The organism is Vibrio sp. 1F255, from assembly GCF_041439145.1.
Classification (GTDB): domain Bacteria; phylum Pseudomonadota; class Gammaproteobacteria; order Enterobacterales; family Vibrionaceae; genus Vibrio; species Vibrio crassostreae_C.
Genome location: NZ_JBGONQ010000037.1, coordinates 1 through 17,979, shown reverse-complemented (window position 1 = coordinate 17,979; position 17,979 = coordinate 1). Strand labels below are relative to the sequence as shown.

General features: G+C 43.6%; 13 protein-coding genes and 1 pseudogene. 3 read left to right on the top strand and 11 right to left on the bottom strand.

The window, feature by feature from the left end:
• Positions 1–207 precede the first annotated feature (207 nt).
• Positions 208–1,383: an MFS transporter gene (locus ACED41_RS18390; RefSeq protein WP_017061890.1), complete on the bottom strand. Its 1,176-nt coding sequence runs from the start codon at positions 1,381–1,383 to the stop codon at positions 208–210.
• 243 nt (positions 1,384–1,626) lie between these two features.
• Here ACED41_RS18390 and ACED41_RS18385 point away from each other — a divergent pair, with 243 nt between their 5' ends.
• A complete protein-coding gene (locus ACED41_RS18385) occupies positions 1,627–2,517 on the top strand; it encodes a LysR family transcriptional regulator (protein WP_371725434.1) in 891 nt (296 codons plus the stop codon).
• 94 nt (positions 2,518–2,611) lie between these two features.
• On the opposite strand, the gene ACED41_RS18380 is transcribed toward ACED41_RS18385, so the two are convergent.
• The 6 genes from ACED41_RS18380 to ACED41_RS18355 form a co-directional block, all read right to left on the bottom strand.
• Positions 2,612–7,579, bottom strand: coding sequence for an ATP-binding protein (locus tag ACED41_RS18380; protein WP_371725433.1), 4,968 nt, complete (start codon positions 7,577–7,579; stop codon positions 2,612–2,614).
• Positions 7,572–8,597 (bottom strand): HD-GYP domain-containing protein, encoded by a 1,026-nt coding sequence (locus tag ACED41_RS18375; RefSeq protein ID WP_029235213.1) that lies wholly within the window; start codon positions 8,595–8,597, stop codon positions 7,572–7,574. Before ACED41_RS18375 ends, ACED41_RS18380 begins: the two co-directional genes overlap by 8 nt.
• Positions 8,598–8,906: 309 nt before the next feature.
• Complete coding sequence (locus ACED41_RS18370) at positions 8,907–9,671, bottom strand: ABC transporter ATP-binding protein (RefSeq protein WP_017061894.1); 765 nt, start codon at positions 9,669–9,671, stop codon at positions 8,907–8,909.
• A 12-nt stretch (positions 9,672–9,683) separates the two neighbouring features.
• The gene (locus tag ACED41_RS18365; protein ID WP_136978264.1) at positions 9,684–10,634 is read right to left on the bottom strand and encodes an iron chelate uptake ABC transporter family permease subunit; all 951 of its coding nucleotides are present in this window, start codon (positions 10,632–10,634) and stop codon (positions 9,684–9,686) included.
• Positions 10,627–11,580 (bottom strand): ABC transporter permease, encoded by a 954-nt coding sequence (locus ACED41_RS18360; RefSeq protein ID WP_017061896.1) that lies wholly within the window; start codon positions 11,578–11,580, stop codon positions 10,627–10,629. The genes ACED41_RS18365 and ACED41_RS18360 overlap by 8 nt, the downstream gene beginning before the upstream one ends.
• 100 nt (positions 11,581–11,680) lie before the next feature.
• Positions 11,681–12,613: a siderophore ABC transporter substrate-binding protein gene (locus ACED41_RS18355; protein WP_371725432.1), complete on the bottom strand. Its 933-nt coding sequence runs from the start codon at positions 12,611–12,613 to the stop codon at positions 11,681–11,683.
• A gap of 928 nt (positions 12,614–13,541) precedes the next feature.
• Between ACED41_RS18355 and ACED41_RS18350 the strand changes: the two genes are divergently transcribed.
• Positions 13,542–13,751, top strand: coding sequence for a hypothetical protein (locus ACED41_RS18350; RefSeq protein WP_004731601.1), 210 nt, complete (start codon positions 13,542–13,544; stop codon positions 13,749–13,751).
• 230 nt (positions 13,752–13,981) lie between these two features.
• Here ACED41_RS18350 and ACED41_RS18345 read toward each other — a convergent pair whose 3' ends face one another.
• Positions 13,982–14,575, bottom strand: a complete 594-nt coding sequence (locus tag ACED41_RS18345) for a hypothetical protein (RefSeq protein WP_017061898.1) — start codon at positions 14,573–14,575, stop codon at positions 13,982–13,984.
• Positions 14,576–14,917: 342 nt separating this feature from the next.
• Here ACED41_RS18345 and ACED41_RS18340 point away from each other — a divergent pair.
• Positions 14,918–15,127, top strand: a pseudogene (locus ACED41_RS18340) (hypothetical protein); the annotation flags it as partial.
• Positions 15,128–15,239: 112 nt separating this feature from the next.
• On the opposite strand, the gene ACED41_RS18335 reads toward ACED41_RS18340, so the two are convergent.
• Genes ACED41_RS18335 through ACED41_RS18325 form a run of 3 tightly spaced genes read right to left on the bottom strand, consistent with a single transcriptional unit; the run spans position 15,240 to position 17,934 of the window.
• Complete coding sequence (locus ACED41_RS18335; RefSeq protein WP_017061900.1) at positions 15,240–15,899, bottom strand: potassium channel family protein; 660 nt, start codon at positions 15,897–15,899, stop codon at positions 15,240–15,242.
• Entirely contained in the window at positions 15,900–17,000 is a 1,101-nt protein-coding gene (locus tag ACED41_RS18330; protein ID WP_371725431.1) for an AI-2E family transporter, read from the bottom strand.
• A 22-nt stretch (positions 17,001–17,022) separates the two neighbouring features.
• Complete coding sequence (locus ACED41_RS18325; protein ID WP_371725430.1) at positions 17,023–17,934, bottom strand: GGDEF domain-containing protein; 912 nt, start codon at positions 17,932–17,934, stop codon at positions 17,023–17,025.
• Between the last annotated feature and the right edge of the window lie 45 nt (positions 17,935–17,979).

Sequence of the window (17,979 nt, the reverse complement as noted above, 5' to 3'; positions counted from 1 at the left end):
GCTGGCTCTGTCATGCGTATTTACAACACAAGCTTAAGTACTGTTGTCACAGGATATAAGCCACGACAGCAGTTTTAAGAAAACGTTATTATTTAAGCCGTAAGCAAAGGCCCTACCGATTTGGTAGGGCTTTTTATTGGTCGCAGTTCGAGATACTAGGGTTTTAATCACAGTAACAAATTTACTGAACCACCATTCGATGAGCCATTACACAGGCTGCTTTTGAATACGCGATTTACGAGCACTGAATGCGAACAGCAAGATAACAGCTAACACGAATGGTAATACGTAGATATTGAGGTTCTGCCACCCTGCTGTCGATTCTAGCCAGCCAGAGAGCATGGCGGTAATCGTCACACAGCCAAAGACAATAAATTCATTAAACGCTTGTGCCTTAGCTTTATTCTGCGATTGGTAGGACTGACTAAACAAACCTGTTGCCGCGATAAACATAAAGTTCCAACCGACACCAAGCACAACTAGAGCCGCTCTGAAGTGCCAGATAGATTCGCCATGAATGTTAATCGCGATACAGACGACGAACAGAACCCCGCCTGCCAAGATCATCATTCTTGAGCCAAACTTCTCGATAAGTGAACCAGTAAAGAATGCAGGAACAAACATCCCCAATACGTGCCACTCAATGACGCCCGCTGCTTTGGTAAAGTCAAAGCCACAACCAATCATTGCCAATGGCGTTGCTGTCATCAGGATATTCATCACCGCATAAGCGACCATGGCAGCAAACACTGCGCCAATAAAGTTAGGCGCTTTTACTATCACACTGAGAGGATCGGATTTAGGTGCCTGACTATTAAAAGAGACTTTTGGAAACTGAATTGTTTGTAAGATGAGTAACGCAAGAATGTTCAATCCAATCAAAGAAGCAAAAGCACCAATGTACAAGCCATCTTGCGACCACTGTTGCGACATAATCGCCAAATTTGGTCCTAATACCGCGGCTAAAACGCCACCAGCCATCGAGATAGAGATCGCTCGGTGACGGGCATTTTCATCACACACCTCGATTGCAGCAAAACGATAAAGCGTGCCAAAACCTATGCCTATCCCAAGTAAGAACGTAGCGAAACAAAACAAATAGAAATGTTGTTGAGACAGTGCGTAGGTGGCAAGACTAGCTCCTGTAATGCCAACCACATTACCAATGCTAAATCCTCGCTTTCTCCCTAACTTGCCTGAAATTAAAGATGCTGGAATAGTGGCTGCCATTAAACCCAAAAACTGCAGTGCAACCGGCAAGGTGATCATGCTGACACTGGGTGCAATCTGCTTACCGATCAAACCAATCACAGAGATCAGTAATATGTTACCCGTCATCAACAAGGCCTGACACAGTGAAAGCAGCCAAACATTTCTATTCATCTTCGTTCCTAAATATGAGCACAGTTGGTCAATAGACCAAAAATTCAACAAAGTCGCAACACTTTGTTACTCATAGCAACTCTACAAAGCGACCAATAGACCAATATAAAGTGCTACCACCACATGACTTTGATTAGCGTTACTTAAGACGCTAGAGTTGAAATTATCATTACTTAAGATAATAATAATTTTCTGTTATTTATTGGCTTTGTTATTTATAGGCTTTAGTATTTGAAGGTGAGTATGATTAATCCACTTTGGCTCAATACGTTTAAGACTCTGGTTGAAGTTGGCCATTTCACCCAAACGGCAGAAAAGTTGTATATGACACAACCTGGAGTCAGCCAACACATCAAGAAGCTTGAACAAGCTTGTAATTGTGACCTGCTATCTCGAGAAAACAAGAGCTTCGAACTGACCGAACAGGGTCGGATTATGTATCGCTATGCGATCAAACTAGAGAAAGACCAAGAAGATATTTTTGAGTCTCTGAGTTTTGATAATCCTTATGCTGGGCAATGTCACTTGTCTTGCTCTGGTTCACTCTCTTTGCGTCTGTATCCCAAGCTTCTTGAACTTCAGCAGCAACACCAAGAGCTCAGCATTAACTTAGAAGCAGCTCCAAACAAAAAGATATTGAATGACCTAAGTGAAGGCACTACCGATATCGGCATTGTTAGACATTCCCCGAACGACAGCTACTACCAAAGCCAAGTCATCGGTAAAGAAGCACTGTGTCTTATTGTTCACCACAGCCTTGCTGATTTAGAGATAACGCCGCAAGTATTGAACGACATTGGCCTTATTGCCCACCCAGATTCCGCACACTATCTGTCTTTGTATTTCGACCTTTGCGGAGATAAAGACTTAGCGAACATCAACGTTAATGAGATACCAAGATCTGGCTACATCAATCAGCTTCACCAGATCTTGCTACCCGTATCAAAAGGATTAGGTTTTACCGTGTTACCGGCTGGCGCGGTTGAACACTTCCCAGATAGAGACAAGCTACACGTTGTGCCGCCAAAGGTAGAAGTTGAGGAAACGTTGTATCTGGTTCAAAAACGAAACCGAAAACTGCCGCACCGATACGATACGGTTGTTGAATTGATCAAACAGAATGTGAGTGGTTAGTTCGGTATAGATAGATTTAAAGCCTTTAGCTAGCGCGTTATTTCGCTGTAAGAGCTAAAGGCTTTAATGTTGAAGTGATATTTATAAAAGACAACTACTCAGAAGCGCCAAGCCCCTCTTTGGCTCGTTCAAAGTCATAATTATCTAACGCACTTTGAACATCTTTAAGAACAACAGAATGTGGATACTGTGCCAGTAACTCAGTCACATATTGAGTTGCATCGTTATCATACGCATCCAGCAGTGATAGCAACTGAGCATGCTGTTCTGACGTGATGCTCGGTGAGTCAGAGGTATCAGCAAGACTCACATCGGCTACTTCAGAACTTGTCGTATTAGATCCTTTGGCACCAGGCACATCAAAGCTGATCTCAACTGCTTTAATCAGTTCAATTAACCCAAGCTCACCTTGTTTAAGATCCTCTTCATCACACGCCTTGTTATGAGCTTTGCTTTCTAAATCACTGAGTAACTCTGCCAATCGCAACCCACCAATCGAAGCTGCCATGCTTTTTAAGGTATGTAGATTACGCTCTAACGTCTCCCATTCGCCTTGTACTAAGCTATCAAAAGCATCCGACATCATGTCTGGTGATCCTTTGCAGAACCTATCAAGCATTTTGGCTTGCAGTTTCACATCATGATAAGTCAGTTGCTCAAACCTCGACTGAGAGAAAACAGGCGGTTTTATGTAAGTATCAGAGTGTAATTCCGCACTCTCATCAGAATCACCTGTCTGTATCGCATCTGAATGCGTTCTACCTTCAACTAATACCTCAGGAACAATGTATCGAGTAATCAGAGACATCGCTTTATCAATAACAATAGGCTTGTCTAAGAAGTCCGTGACACCCGCTTCCCTCGCTCGTTGTTTCGCATCAGCAAAAACATTGGCTGACATTGCAATAATCGGTACATCTATATCGAATTCACGAATCAAACGGGTAGCTTCAAAGCCGTCCATAATCGGCATTTGAAGATCCATGAAGATTATTTCGTAGTCGTTGTTTTTAGCTAACTCCAGCGCTTCCTTTCCGTTTTCAGCAAGATCGGCATTTAATTTAGAGCGACTGAAAAATGCTAAGGCGAGATCTTGGTTCAGCTCATTGTCTTCAACCAATAACACTCTTTGGCCTTTGAACTCTATCTGGTAATCCAGTTGCAGTTCTTGGGCTTTGAAGTCGGCTAACGCATCCGAGCTTGATCGTGGCAATGTCAGTACAAAGGAGAACTCACTGCCTTGCCCGTAAACACTCTCCACCGTAATTTGACTGCCCATCGCATGCACTAATTTCTGGCTAATGTTGAGTCCAAGCCCTGTACCGCCAAACCGACGTGTCGTTGTGGTATCCGCTTGGCTAAAGGCTTCAAACAGCTTGTGACGGTTCCCATCCGAGATGCCTATCCCGGTATCCATCACACTCACCTTCATGGTTAGACTGCTATCGTTCGAGTCAACATGCTCCACCGTTAACGCTACGCTGCCTTTTTCCGTAAACTTAATCGCGTTACCCACAAGGTTGAGTATGACTTGGAACAACCTCAATGGATCGCCTTGCAATGGCGTGTCTAACTCAGAGTCTATGACCATCGACAAATTGAGCTGCTTCTCAGCCGCTTTCGACTCCATCAGCTCAATCACATCTTTAAAGGTCGTTACGGGATCAAACGGGACGTTATCAATAACAAGTTGTCCAGCTTCTATCTTTGAGAAATCAAGGATGTCATTGATGATACCGAGTAACGAATGGCCAGAACGGTGCACTTTCTCAATATAATTTCGAGCGACAGGATTAGATATTTCGCCAATCGCCAGATAAGACAAGCCAATAATGGCATTCATTGGGGTTCTTATCTCATGGCTCATATTAGCTAAAAATTCCGATTTAGCTTGGCTCGCCAAATCGGCTCTCTGTTTTTCTTCTTCCAATTGTTCGTTAAGGCGCTTCATTTCTGAAATATCGAATGCCCAAAATAGTGTGGCGACTTCCCCATCAATCTCAAAAAGATAGTAACTGACCAAAGCAACAAATCGGGTTCCATCAGACTTTCTGAGTACCAACTCCCTATTTTCAACTTTACCGTTAAGGTCGAGCTCTTTATGCACGCCATCACGAACGCTCAGCGAGTCATGGATAGCAGCGACGTCGATAGAAGACAACGCCTGATTATCCACGCCAAACAAACGTTTCGCCGTATCATTCGCGTAACGAACCTCTTCTTCAAATACCACGCTGGCTGCAATTGGAGAGCTATTTAGCATGTTGTAGAGTTGGTTCTGCGCCTTTTCCAGAGCTTCGGTCGCTTCCTTAGCAATACTGATCTGCTTCGCTAATTTACGATTCCAGAAAATAATAAGAAGAAGGATCACCAGAGAAAAAACCGAAATGGTGTAAACCAATTGATAATCAACTCTTTCTATCGCTTTGGGTGCAGCCCATTTTGCAGAGATCTTCTGGTGTTCTTCAGCTGAGATACTGCCTATCGCTTTGTTCACAATAGACAACATCAAAGGTTCAGATTTGATGACATGCAGAGTTGGCGACAGGAAGAAGTCTAATCGACCGATGATGCCAATTCCTCGATAGCCAAATGAGTCGATTAAGTAATTTAAGACGTCAACGGTATCAATCATCGCATCAAACTCACCCGATTCGACGAGCTCTAATCCATCATTAGTCGATGACACCATCGACCAATTGATCTCAGGGTAACTATCCACAATAGCTTCTGTGTTGGCTCCCCCTTCTAAAATACCTATTTTCCAACCTGCAGCTTCTTCTAAGACAAGGCTGTTCACATCTCGTCTTGAGGCAATAGCCAAACGACTAGAAAATAACGGCTTACCCGCCTTCACGCCCTCGCCAAGCGAACGATTCTCCACAGCGGCCGACACAAGGTGCACTTTTCTATGGTCAACGAGTCGTCGAGTCTCCTGCCAACTGCCGACATCAACATGTTCCAAGCGTAAACCTGTTTTCTGCTCGATCAGCTTTAGGTAATCATCGATCATGCCGATGTATTCCCCTTTGCTCGATACGGCTTCATAAGGCAAAGAGTTAGGATCAATACCGATTTTCAATACTGGATGAGATTTTATCCACTGACGTTCATTTTGACTAAGATTAAGAAGTTCACCGGCTAAACTGTTCGATTGATAAACATCTGAAATATAACGTTTTGCACCATCTCCGAATGAATCAAACTGCTCAATGGCAGGGAAATAAACATAACTTCCTTCCACGGAATCCACATCGAAATAGAACGTCATAAACCCAGCATTGGTGCTGCCCGTCTGCGTTTTATAGCCAACGCCTTTCGTTACGGATGACAATTTAGAGGTGTTTTTCTTGTCCAATGATGGCGTTGATACATCTCCTAGGAACCAAGATTCAAGCGGTCGCTTATTATTATCAGCCAGTGCCGAAATAACCATGAAAGTATTATCTGCATCAAATATGTCAAAAATCTTAGGCAATTCGTCAAAGCGATCATTAACAATAAAGTACGCTGAGATTTGAGCAATAATATCGGCCTTCTTCAGAACCGGAGTCAGGTCGTTCTTAATTTGTCTTCTAAGAATTGGCTCAAACTCCCCGTCTTCCCTTTTCAGGTTTGCCAATGCGGCATTGAAGCGGTCTCTTAGCTCAGCCCCCCTGAAATCCACGTAGATGGGATAACTGACTTTATAATCTTCATGGATCTGAATCTCGCGCATTTCAATAAACCGGGTATTGGTGACAAACCAGGTTAATACGCGCCTTTCTACCATCAGGAGATCAACATTTTGAGCTCTCAGTTGGGAAAACGCCGACTCTAAGCTGTCGAGATCATCTATCCGATCAATGCTCAATTGGCTTTCCAACACTTCTACGGAGTTTTTAATCGGCGATGTTTCATCGAACAACAATGCACCTAAGGACAAATTTTTTGCCGACTTCAAATCCAGCTTACGCCTCTTTAATGACACTGGCACAAAATCAACATCCATCACCTTGTCACTGACAAAGTGCAATGAAGAGTCATCAAGTTGAACGCCAGAAACAAATGATATTGAGTTGTTGTTATCGATAGCTTGACGAGCTGCAGTACGAGGCAAAGTGACAACGTCACCCAATCGATACCCCATATCGTTCAATGCCCTTTGCATAATGTCATGCTCTAAGCCAACAGAAGTACTGTCTGGATACATGTAAGGCGGGTTGCCGAATCCAAATACACCTTTAATGGGAGAGCGATAAGGCGAGTCATCTAACCATTTAGATAAAATGCGGTTCTTTTTACTGATATCAAACGTTGCAATCTGTTGATTCAATAAGTTAAGCAGCTCATTGTCGTTTGAACGAATAACCATGGCTGCTTTGATGTTCTTCCAGCGATCAAGTACATGGTTGACCGCTAAATTCTCGACTCCGCTTTTATGAGCAAGATCCATGGTGGTTACAGGTTCAGCCAGTAAGCCATCAACCGACCCATCTTCTAATGCACGAATAGCATCAATGGCCGTATCGAATTCAACTCTCTCAATCGAACTAAGCTGCACGCCAGATCGCTTTAGGTCGATGCTTTCTCGAACCATGGCAATTCGCCTTTTGGCCTCTTGCTCTATTTTATTATTGAGATGATCTTCGGTAGGAAGAATGACGGCAATTTGGTACGAGATATAAGGATCAGTTTGAAGGAAACGTCCTCCTTCGCTGGGATCAAACTGTTGAAACGGAAACACATCGCCTTTCCCGTCTAACAAAGCTTGCTTTGCTTCAGCATGAGAATCTACGCTGATGAAGTTGGTTTTTACGTTGAAACGCTCTTCAAGATCGTAAGCCCAATCTCGAATAATCCCGTCGACTTTTCCGTCATCACCAATAAATGAGTAAGGATAATGACTGGATAGTGTAACAAACGTGATTTCACGATCAGGATCTTGCCATAGGTTTGGTTGTTGATCCGGAGCAGCCTCAGCGTTAACGCTAGCGGCACGAACAACGAATACAACAAACAAAATTATGGCGATGACATAACGCTTACCCCACTTACCCCACATCTGCCAGAGGTCACTCATCTTTGAACTTCTCTTTAATCTCTAGAATCTCTGGCAATTTAATGAAAAACAGATCAACGATAGTCGGGTCAAAATGCTTACCTTTCTGCTCAGTGATTAAAGCCAAAGCATCTTCGACACTCCAAGCTTTTTTATAAGGGCGTTCTGCCGTTAGAGCATCAAACACATCAGCCACAGCAGCAATTCTGCCAACCAGTGGGATATCTTCCCCTGCCACTTGACTCGGGTAACCAGAGCCGTCCCATTTCTCATGGTGATACTGCGCCACTTGAATCGCCATGCGCATCAGTTTTGAATCACTTTGCTGCCCTAAAATCTCCACACCATACTCGACGTGCTTCTGCATGATCGCCCACTCTTCCGCATCGAGTTTTCCGGGCTTAAGCAACACGTTATCAGGGATACCTATCTTACCAATATCGTGCATTGGCGCCGCGTCACGGAGCGTTTCGGCATCTTCGTCAGTCATGCCCAACGCCTTGCCTAGCACCTCACAGTAGTGGCTCATGCGCTTAACGTGCATACCCGTTTCGTTGTCTTTAAATTCCGCTGCTCTCCCTAAGATATTGAGCGTCTCAAGTTTACCTAGGTTGATCTCGACGGTTTTGTCTTTCACTTGATGGAACAGCGCTCGTTGTTGGTCATACAACGCGATGTGGGTTTTGACACGCTGGAGCGCGATTTCAGGCGTAATTGGTTTCGTTAGGTAATCGACAGCACCTAAAGACAAGCCTTTCACTTCGGCTTCTGGACCAATTGTGGCGGTCACGAAAATGATAGGAATGTGAGCCGTATTCGGCTGAGCTTTAAGTTGGCGGCAAACCTCGTAACCATCAATGTCAGGCATCATGATATCAAGGAGGATAAGGTCTGGCTGCGGCACCATCTTCGCAATCTTGATACCAATGGTGCCGTTAATCGCCACTTTCACTTGATAGGTATCTTTGAGTATTGCCGTTAACACATCCAAGTTACTTGGGGTGTCATCCACGACTAACACTATGGGTTTCCGACTCATTGATACCTCGTATACAAATCAAACAGTTATAACCATAGTGTAGAACGGTTTTCAGAGGTTAAGCAGAAAAAAAGCAATTGATTTTCAAAAATGAAGAGTAGATCTGTGAGTGACTTCAAACTGGCGTTATTAGAAGTACGACCAGTCAATATTACGTCAGTTAAGTTATTATTATACAAGGGGAATTACCTTTGCATTGCAACATTTCACTAACAACACAGATACTATCCGAAAACAAAAAGAGCTCCTCATATGGGAGCTCTTTTCGTTCAACGGCTAGAAAGCAAAACAACCGAGTTATTCAGTAATCTAACGACCAGAATAATACATACAGATTCGAACACCATCGAACTCACGAATCTCAAATGGGATCTCATAGATCGACTCCATCACTGATTTTTCAACCACTTCCGAAACCTTACCCGACTTAACCACTTTACCTTTCTTCATCGCGACAATGTTATCCGAGTAGCAAGAAGCGAAGTTGATGTCATGAATCACGATAACGACCGCTTTATTGAACTCATGCGCTAAACGACGCAACGTCTGCATAATTTCGACCGAGTGTTTAATATCAAGATTGTTCAGAGGCTCATCTAAGAACACATAATCCGTATCTTGCGCCACAACCATCGCGATAAACGCCATTTGACGCTGACCGCCACTCAACTCATCAAGGTATTTGTTTTGGATGTCAGTAATGCCAAGGTGTTCTAGTGCTGTATCGACGATCTTATGATCTTCGTCTTTCAAGCGACCTTGAGAGTGTGGGAAACGACCAAAACAGACCAATTCACGAATCGTAAATCGCATGTTGATGTTATTTGATTGTCTTAACACGGCAAGGTGCTTCGCTAGCTCTTTGGTATCCCACTCAGCCAGTAACTTATCGCCAATGACCACTTCACCCGCGTCGCTGTCTGTTAAGCGGCTCGCCATTGAAAGCAGTGTACTTTTACCCGCACCATTTGGGCCAATGATAGAAGTCACTTCGCCTTTCGGGAACATAGCACTGGCATCATCAACCACGAGTGACTTGCCATACTTCTTACTTAAACCTGTTAATTTAATCACTACTTACTACCTTTACTGAATTCTGGTGCGTAACAACAAGAACATAAAATACAAACCGCCGACCAAGTTAATAATCACACTCACAGTGGTTTCAAACGCCATCACTTTTTCGATAAACCATTGGCCAGAAACCAATAGAACGATCGCTAGTAAGCTGCTTGCGATGATAAGCACACGATGCTGATAAGATCGGAATATCTGGCGAGCTAAGCTTACGGTGATCAAGCCAAAGAACAGCACTGGGCCAACCAAAGCAGTCGATACCGCGACCATCACTGACACAATCACCAAGGTAATCTGAGTCAGTCGTTTGGTGTTCACACCCAAGCTTGTTGCGTTATCAACACCAAGCCAAAGTACATCAAGCTTAGGCGCTAACAACCAAAGGCCAAGCAAGCTCAAACCCAAAGGAATAAGGCTGAGGTAAACCAACTCGCCTTTCACGTTATTGAAACTTGCGAACATCACATTCTGCAGCACCGCGAACTCGTTCGGGTCAATCAACATCGCCAAGAAGTTAGACAAACTCGAGAATACGCTGCCACATACGATGCCTATCAACAGCAGTGTGAATACGTTGTTTCGCTTGCTCTTAAAGTAGAAATGGAACAGAGCAAACGAGAACAAGATCATCACAGTCACAGACATCGAAAAGTTTGCGATCGAGTCAATCACCCAGAAGCTAGCACTGCCAAACACAAACAGAAGTACCGTTTGTACCAGCATATACAAGCTGTCAAAGCCCAAGATGGAGGGGGTTAGAATTCGGTTATTAGTAATGGTTTGGAAAACCAATGACGACGCCGAGATCGCTACCGCCGCCAACACAATCGACAGCAATTTTGGTAGGCGCAGAGACAAGAAGAACTCGTAGTTATCCCACGTCAGCCCCTGCCCGATGAATAGCGCTGTCATACCCAAAGACGCGATAGCCAGAATCGCAATTTTTACTGAATCACGCATTCGACTTGTCTCTCATGATTAGGTAAATAAAAATCATGCCACCAAAGATGCTGATTACCATCGAGATTGGAATCTCATAAGGGAAGATGACGATTCGAGCTAGCAGGTCACAAGCCAACACCAAGATCACCCCCCAGTAGGCAGTCCAAGGCAGAATCTTCTTCATGTTATCGCCCATCATCAGCGACACGATATTCGGCACGATAAGGCCAAGGAATGGGATAACACCAACGATCATCACCACAGAGGAGGCACTGATAGCCACTAACGCAACACCAATGAAGACGATCTTCTGATAATTCAAACCGATGTTTTTCGCGAAGCTCTCACCGATGCTCGCCGCACTGAACTGGCTCGCGAAATAGTAAGCCAATACACAAGCAGGCACCGCGAGATAAAGGATTTCATAGCTGCCCTGCAACACGCTCGCAAAGTTCGCCATAGTCCATGCCGACATGGTTTGTACTAAGTCGTACTTATAAGCAATAAAGGTTGTTAGAGACGAAACAACGTTGCCATACATAATGCCAATCAAAGGCACCAATACCGCGTTCTTAAACTTGAGGTGTTGTAGGAAGCGAACCAATAGCATGGTGCCAAACACTGCAAACGCGAAGATAAAGCCTAAGTAGCTCCATTGCGCAGCATTGCCTAGCACTAGAATGCCGACAATGTAACCCAACATCGCACAGTCAATGGTGCCCATCGTCGAAGGCGCGGCAAACTTGTTCTGTACGATTTGCTGCATGATCAAGCCAGAAACACTCAATCCCGCTCCGGCAAGCACGATCGCGAGTAGTCGAGGAATCCGACTAACAATATAAATAGAATTGGCGTGTTGGTTGCCATTGAAGAAGTCACTAAAACTGATTTCAGCGACTCCAATCATCAATGACGCAACGCATAACACAACAAGAAATACAGCAGCTGCAATGGGTTTCAACATAGGAATAATACTAAAGATAGGTCTCGGGTAGCCCGTATAAAAAAGTGAAAAAGGGCTTATAAGAACACTCTTATAAGCCCGAAAATCTGATGGTTAGTAACTATTGAATCGTACGTTCAATGTCACTAATCATTCTGTGAATCGCCGTCACACCGCCACCAGCCAGATACCAAGCACTTGAATCAAGGTAAACGATATTGCCGTGCTGCGCTGCAGGTGTTGCCGCAACCAGTGGGTTATCAAACAGTTGTTGAGCGCGACCTTCTGATTTGCCAATCGCTTTTTCGCGGTCAAGCACGTAAAGCACTTCCGGTTTTGCATCAGCAATGTATTCAAAAGAGATTAGGTTGCCGTGTGTTCCTTTGATCGGAGCCACAGTTGCACTCTTTGATTCCACGAAACCAAAGTCATCAAAGATGATTGAGAAACGGCTGCCTTTGTTGAACATCGCAATGTTGTTACCGTTGTTCATTAGCATCATTGCTGAAGTTTCGTCAGACGCTACTTTGTCGTTTACCGCTGTGATAGAAGCTTGAGTCTCTTTAATGATCGCTTCGACTTCAGCTTGCTTACCAAAGATGTCGCCTAGCACACGCCAGTTTTGCTGAGCATCAGCCCAGTACTTGTCGCCTTCAATAGAAAACATGACAGTAGGAGCAATTTGTGCCAGTTTGTCGTAAACCTTAAGCATGCGGTTTTCCGCGATGATGATGTCAGGCTTCAACATGTAGATAGCTTCAAAATCAGGTTCGCTTAAAGAGCCTGTATTTGCCGTCGTATCTTTGTACGAAGCTAGGTAATCAGGCAGCAAGCTATGAGGCGCGCCAACTGGCTGTACACCAATTTTATCGAGCACGTCTAAGCTACCGTGGCCTAGAACCACCACTCGCTGTGATACTTCAGTAAACTGCGCTGTGCCTTTCACATGCTCAATGGTGACGGTTTCCGCATGCGCGGTCATCATGAATGATGATGCTAGAACGATGGCAAGCCCGCTCAATAACTGGCGAACTGAATTGATTGTTTTCTTCATGTTTCTTCCTTTGCCATTGATACAAACCACCACTCATGACAATGAAAGTCACATTACTCATAGACGAGCATGGGGCGTACACAACTGCTAAATAACGATAATTTAAAGTCTGTCATTGGATTGACAACAAACTTGTAACGCAAGTGAGAACTATTATCAATTATATTTGCACTAAATTGGCGATACAACAACTTTATTATTCAGAAATGTAAAAGTGAGTATTCATATTTTGCGTAGTCAGGAGAGGTATTAGGAATCAGAAATATCAAAAAGACGCGAAGAGGAAAATACTCATCAACCTGAAGAAAAAAACAGATGGGGAAAGCACCCAAAAACCCTGTAATTACAACGCTGAACCCCAAAATCATGGATTGTAATTTACAATGTAAAGATCATATACAACAGAGACTTAATCATCACCAAATTAGCTGATCAATTAAACCCACTAATGACAACGAATACGAACAGCTGAAAAGCCAAGACTCAGTCAGATATCATGGTCAAATCCCTGACCTTCGCTCATTTAACCTTCAGTAACCGATGGTAAATCACCCAAAAATATTTTTGAATTTAATTGAAAATAGGGTTGTAATTTTGAAAACTAGGCGTATAGTTCGCCACCTGGCTCTAATCTATAGAGCTGTTAATGCTAAAGTAAGTCCAAGTTCCACATAGACAGTTCTCGATTCCCTCGTTACACCATCTCTGCGTCAGCTTTCACCCAGATAGTCATTCAATAGCTTTTAAATTCGATCCTACTACCGATCTATCGTCATTTGCTCTTTTGTCAGCGAAGTCAGAATAGATCGAGCACTTAAATACAAATGTAATAAACACAAGGCACAGTTATGTCACGCAGAACAACACGACAAACCCATTGGTACCAACTATCACGCGAAAAAACAGTCAATAAACTAAAAGGTAATAAATGCTCAAGATTAAAATAGATTTACACAAAGAAGAGATTTCATGGGTCACCGAGATTCGACAGCTCAATAGCGATATACTCCACCGCCACATATTGCCCAAGCTACAACATCACAGCTATCTCATCGACTTTGAATTTAATGAACGAGAAAGCATCGGAACTATCGTTTCAGGCAACGGAAACACCCTAGGACATTTCACACTCCTATAGCATTTCCCAAAGGCTACAAAAGAAACACCATCTAGTCCCAAAGATGTAAAAGATGTCACCCTCAATTCGCTCTAGCAGAACAAAATAGAGTAGAAGTAAAACAGATCTGAAACCTAGCCCTTTTTGCATTTCACACGCGGCTAACGCTAGCTAGGTTATCGTACTTCTATTGAAACCAACTTATATCAAACTCTAAATCACCATTGAGTCATTATCAGTGCATTCATGGACTAATAAGTTAACGGCATCGACCTTAACTTCTGATCAAGAGTATATAAGTGTTCTGCAGCTTGCATGTGTTGAGGGTAATCACTGAACTTCTCACGATTCTCCTCATTCATCTTACATGTCTCATCCACCAGCATTAACTTCCAATACAGCTTCGTTGTATGCAACATCGCCAGTAACGGTTTGAACACCTCTTTCTCATAAGCTTGAATCAACTCTTCAATCAACTCGTCACGTTCGTCTTCGCTTGCGATTGAACCCTCGGTTGCCGACAACACTTTTTGATACTTCAGGTTTTGTTGCAGCTTATCCATGACCGTTTGGTTTTCTTCCGCTAAGTCAACAAGCTTCGACTTAATGATGTTTACCCAATTCGCTTGGCTCAGTACTGTGTCATCAACGCTGGTAAAATCTTCTCGTATTTGTCGTTCAACATCTTTTTGAGCTTTCTTTAAAACCGCACGCACCTTTTGGAAAGGCAGCTGATACTCCTTACTTAGCTCGATAATCAGTTTATGAAAACCACCATTTGGAAGGTGTAAGTTTTCTTTAAACGTCGCCATTGCAGCTTCTTGCTGTTCGGTAAGGTGAGTCATTCTGTTTCCTATTCTTTATCACTTATGGTGCTGAGCCCGCGATCATACCATTATTACCCTCGTTTTTTCGGTAACTTGATCAGTTACACCTCGCTATGCCGTTAAATTCTCTCAGCCCTTTCTCTTTTGGCTAGTTATTAACCCACTTGGCATAAAATGGTAAATCTCTATCGGCGAAAGTTCGTACATTACGCGCTCAGGGGACATCGCCAGACAGGAGTCGTTACTTACATATGAAAGACAAGCGCGAGAAATGAGAAAACAGATGACCTATTCAGAATACAAAGAATCCGATTTGCATAAGTGCGTGAGCATTGGTTCAGAAGCAATGGTATCCATTGCCCAATTTCGAACAATCGCACCATTGAAACCGGTGAGATGATTAAGATCGACGAAAACACGATTCAAATGGACATCGTCTATACATCTGGTGAAACAGCGACTCTAACGGGCATCAAAGACGGTCAAAACGTTACCTATTACATGGATGGTCAGCTTGTATCGCAAACAACTATCGCTGAATTAGAGAAGATTCAAGGCACTGAAGCTTAAGGTTCATCGCCCACACAGAGTTCAAACTTAAAGAGACTTTTGAGCCCATAAAATAGAACAAGCCCGGCGATTGCCGGGCTTGTTTGTATGTGCTCTATTATTTGTAAATGCTCTATTGGGACTGAGACTGTGCAAGTCGAATGCTCACCAAACTCGCCACCATGATAGCTAAGTAAAAGCTGCCGATAATGGATTCCATAAACACAAAGAATTGAGCAATAGGCAGAGCTGGTGATATGTCGCCGTAACCAACCGTAGTCAAGGTGATAAAGCTAAAGTACATCGCATTAAACAAGTTCGTCAGCCAGACTTGCTCTTCTAACCCGTTAAAGGCATTAGGAAAGATCTCTAAAATTAACAAGTAGATGGTCGACCAAGCAAACCCTAGCAACAAGTAAATACAGATGGAGCCGATGATGTGATTGGGTGTCACCGTTTTGGCTTTCATCACCTGCTTCAACGCCGAGTAAATGTGTGAAAACAAGAACACAGCCAACGCCGATAGCGTCACTATCGACAGGTTATAGCCTTCCAAAAATGAAAACACGCCAGACACGAGCGCCGTAATCAATAAAAGCCCATACCAAGAGCGATACAAGGCTCGCTCTTTATGAATACCGGCAATTGAACTCGCCAACGTAATAATGATAAGAAATAGGATTGTTTTCTGGCCTTGCGGATAAAACTGCTGCATCACCGCGCAACCAAGAAACAACACCAACAGTGCATAGAATAAGAAGTAGAAGTTGTCGTCTTTAGAGACTGGCTTCATCTATTTTCCCTCGACCTCTGCAGGTTTTTTCTCAGTTTCTTGTTGGTTTTTCTCTTCAAGTCCAAGCCACGCCATCATCAGCTCATAGCTTAAACTCAGTATCACAGCACCGACAAACAGACCGACGATGCCTGACATCGCCATTCCGCCCAGTGCACCCAATAGAATTACCAACATTGGAATGTGAGAGCCACGGCTCAGCAGTACTGGCTTCAAGATAGCGTCACTGCCGCTCACTAAAATACACCACACTAAGAACAAGCTCGCCGCCAGTGTCGATTCAACGCTGAACATGTAGATGATCGCAGGTAATAGAGCAAGAATCGGTGGCAGTTGGATTATCGCAATGAGCAGCACAGCTAGCGCCCAAAACGCAGCCGCAGGAACGCCTGCAATCACCAAACCGATTGCCGACATCATGGATTGAATCACAGCCACACCAATCACACCTTGCACAACGCTTCGCACGGTCGATTTAGAAAGCTCTACCAATTCTTCACCTTTACCGCCCGTTAAACGCGCCACTAAGTGAGTCACACCAGTTTTGCATTTATCCGCATTGCTCATGAATGCACCAGCAATGATGGTAGAGATAATGAACTGAATGAAGCCACCACCTAACGAGCCAAGAACAGAAGCGGCTTTCGTCGCGAACTGTTTAACTTCGTCTGCATACTTTATGAAAGTGCCTTCAATATTGTTCGAGGCGGCAACCAAGGTTGAATAAACCTTTTCCCCTATTAATGGAATATCTTGTAAGGACTCTTTCGGTTTAGGCAATGACAATGTGCCATCTTGAAGGCCTGTCATCAGGTCAGTCGCGCTGGTGTAGATACCAGAAGAAAGCGCCGCCAAAGGAATAAATAGAAGAATCACACCAATAAAGCTCAGCAATGCACTGGCTTTACCTTTCGACATCCCGGTTTTATTTGAAATGGCGACCGCCACTGGATACAACGCAGTCGCAATGATCGCACCCCATATCACCAAAAGAATGAATGGGCGCAAAATCGAAAAACACCAATACACGAGCATGGCAATCGCTGCGATCTTGATGGCAGCGTCTATCGCCTGTTTTGAAAAATCATCGATTAACTTCATGAGACGTCCTTGTTAGACAAAATTAAGGCTGATTTTGTAGGAACTTCCAATTCCGTGTTTCTAGGAATAGAGAAGCCAAAATCATATATATGCCAATTAACACTAATTGGAATAAGCGTATAAGGGTGTTGCTATCGATATCACCGGAGCTCATCAATGTGCTACCAACAAGTACGAGCAACGTACTAAATGCAGTGGCGAAAATAGGTGCTTTTTCGGGAACCGTGTAGATCTTGCTAGCCATAAGAATGGCAATAAGTCCTATAAACAAAGAATAGAAGACAATGTTGGGTACTATAGAAAGAATTGAAAAAGCAGCAATCGCCAGCAATCCCCCGATACCGTTACTTATCACCAGAAAAGCGCTCAACTTTATCGACTTCTCTGACGTAATCATCAACGATAACAACGCAATGAACATCATTGTCAGCAAAGCTTCAGATATTTGAAAAATAAAGAAAAAACACACCACTGGATAGGAGATAATCATCGCTCTAAAGGCCGCATACCAACGCTGTTTCTTTTCGAGTGGCGCAGCAGCGAAGCCAGAGAACGCCGATTTAGGCTCAGGGAAAAACACATGCACTAACGCAAAACAGGAATGTGTGTAACCATAACGCTCTGCCAGGTTAGAATAATGTTTTAAGTCGTTATCAAAGCGGCGTCGATTCCAGCACCCTGTCAGTGAATCCGTTTCCACCAGCATTCTTAATCGACGCTCCAATATCTTGCGTCGGCTAATATCCGTAAAGGTCACCACGTACTTGTTATTGTGCGGCAGAATTTCAGTTAGCTTTTCCACCACAACGTTTACGGTAAACTGCTCACCAAGTCGACTGACGCCACTCAACTCACCTTTCCATCTCTGGTTTTCCTTCAGTGAGCGAGTAATGGTCGTGATTAGGCTGCTGTTAGGCTTTGTTACGTAATTCAATGGAACTAAATCAAGAACCTACGATCTGATCAGCTACCACCACTC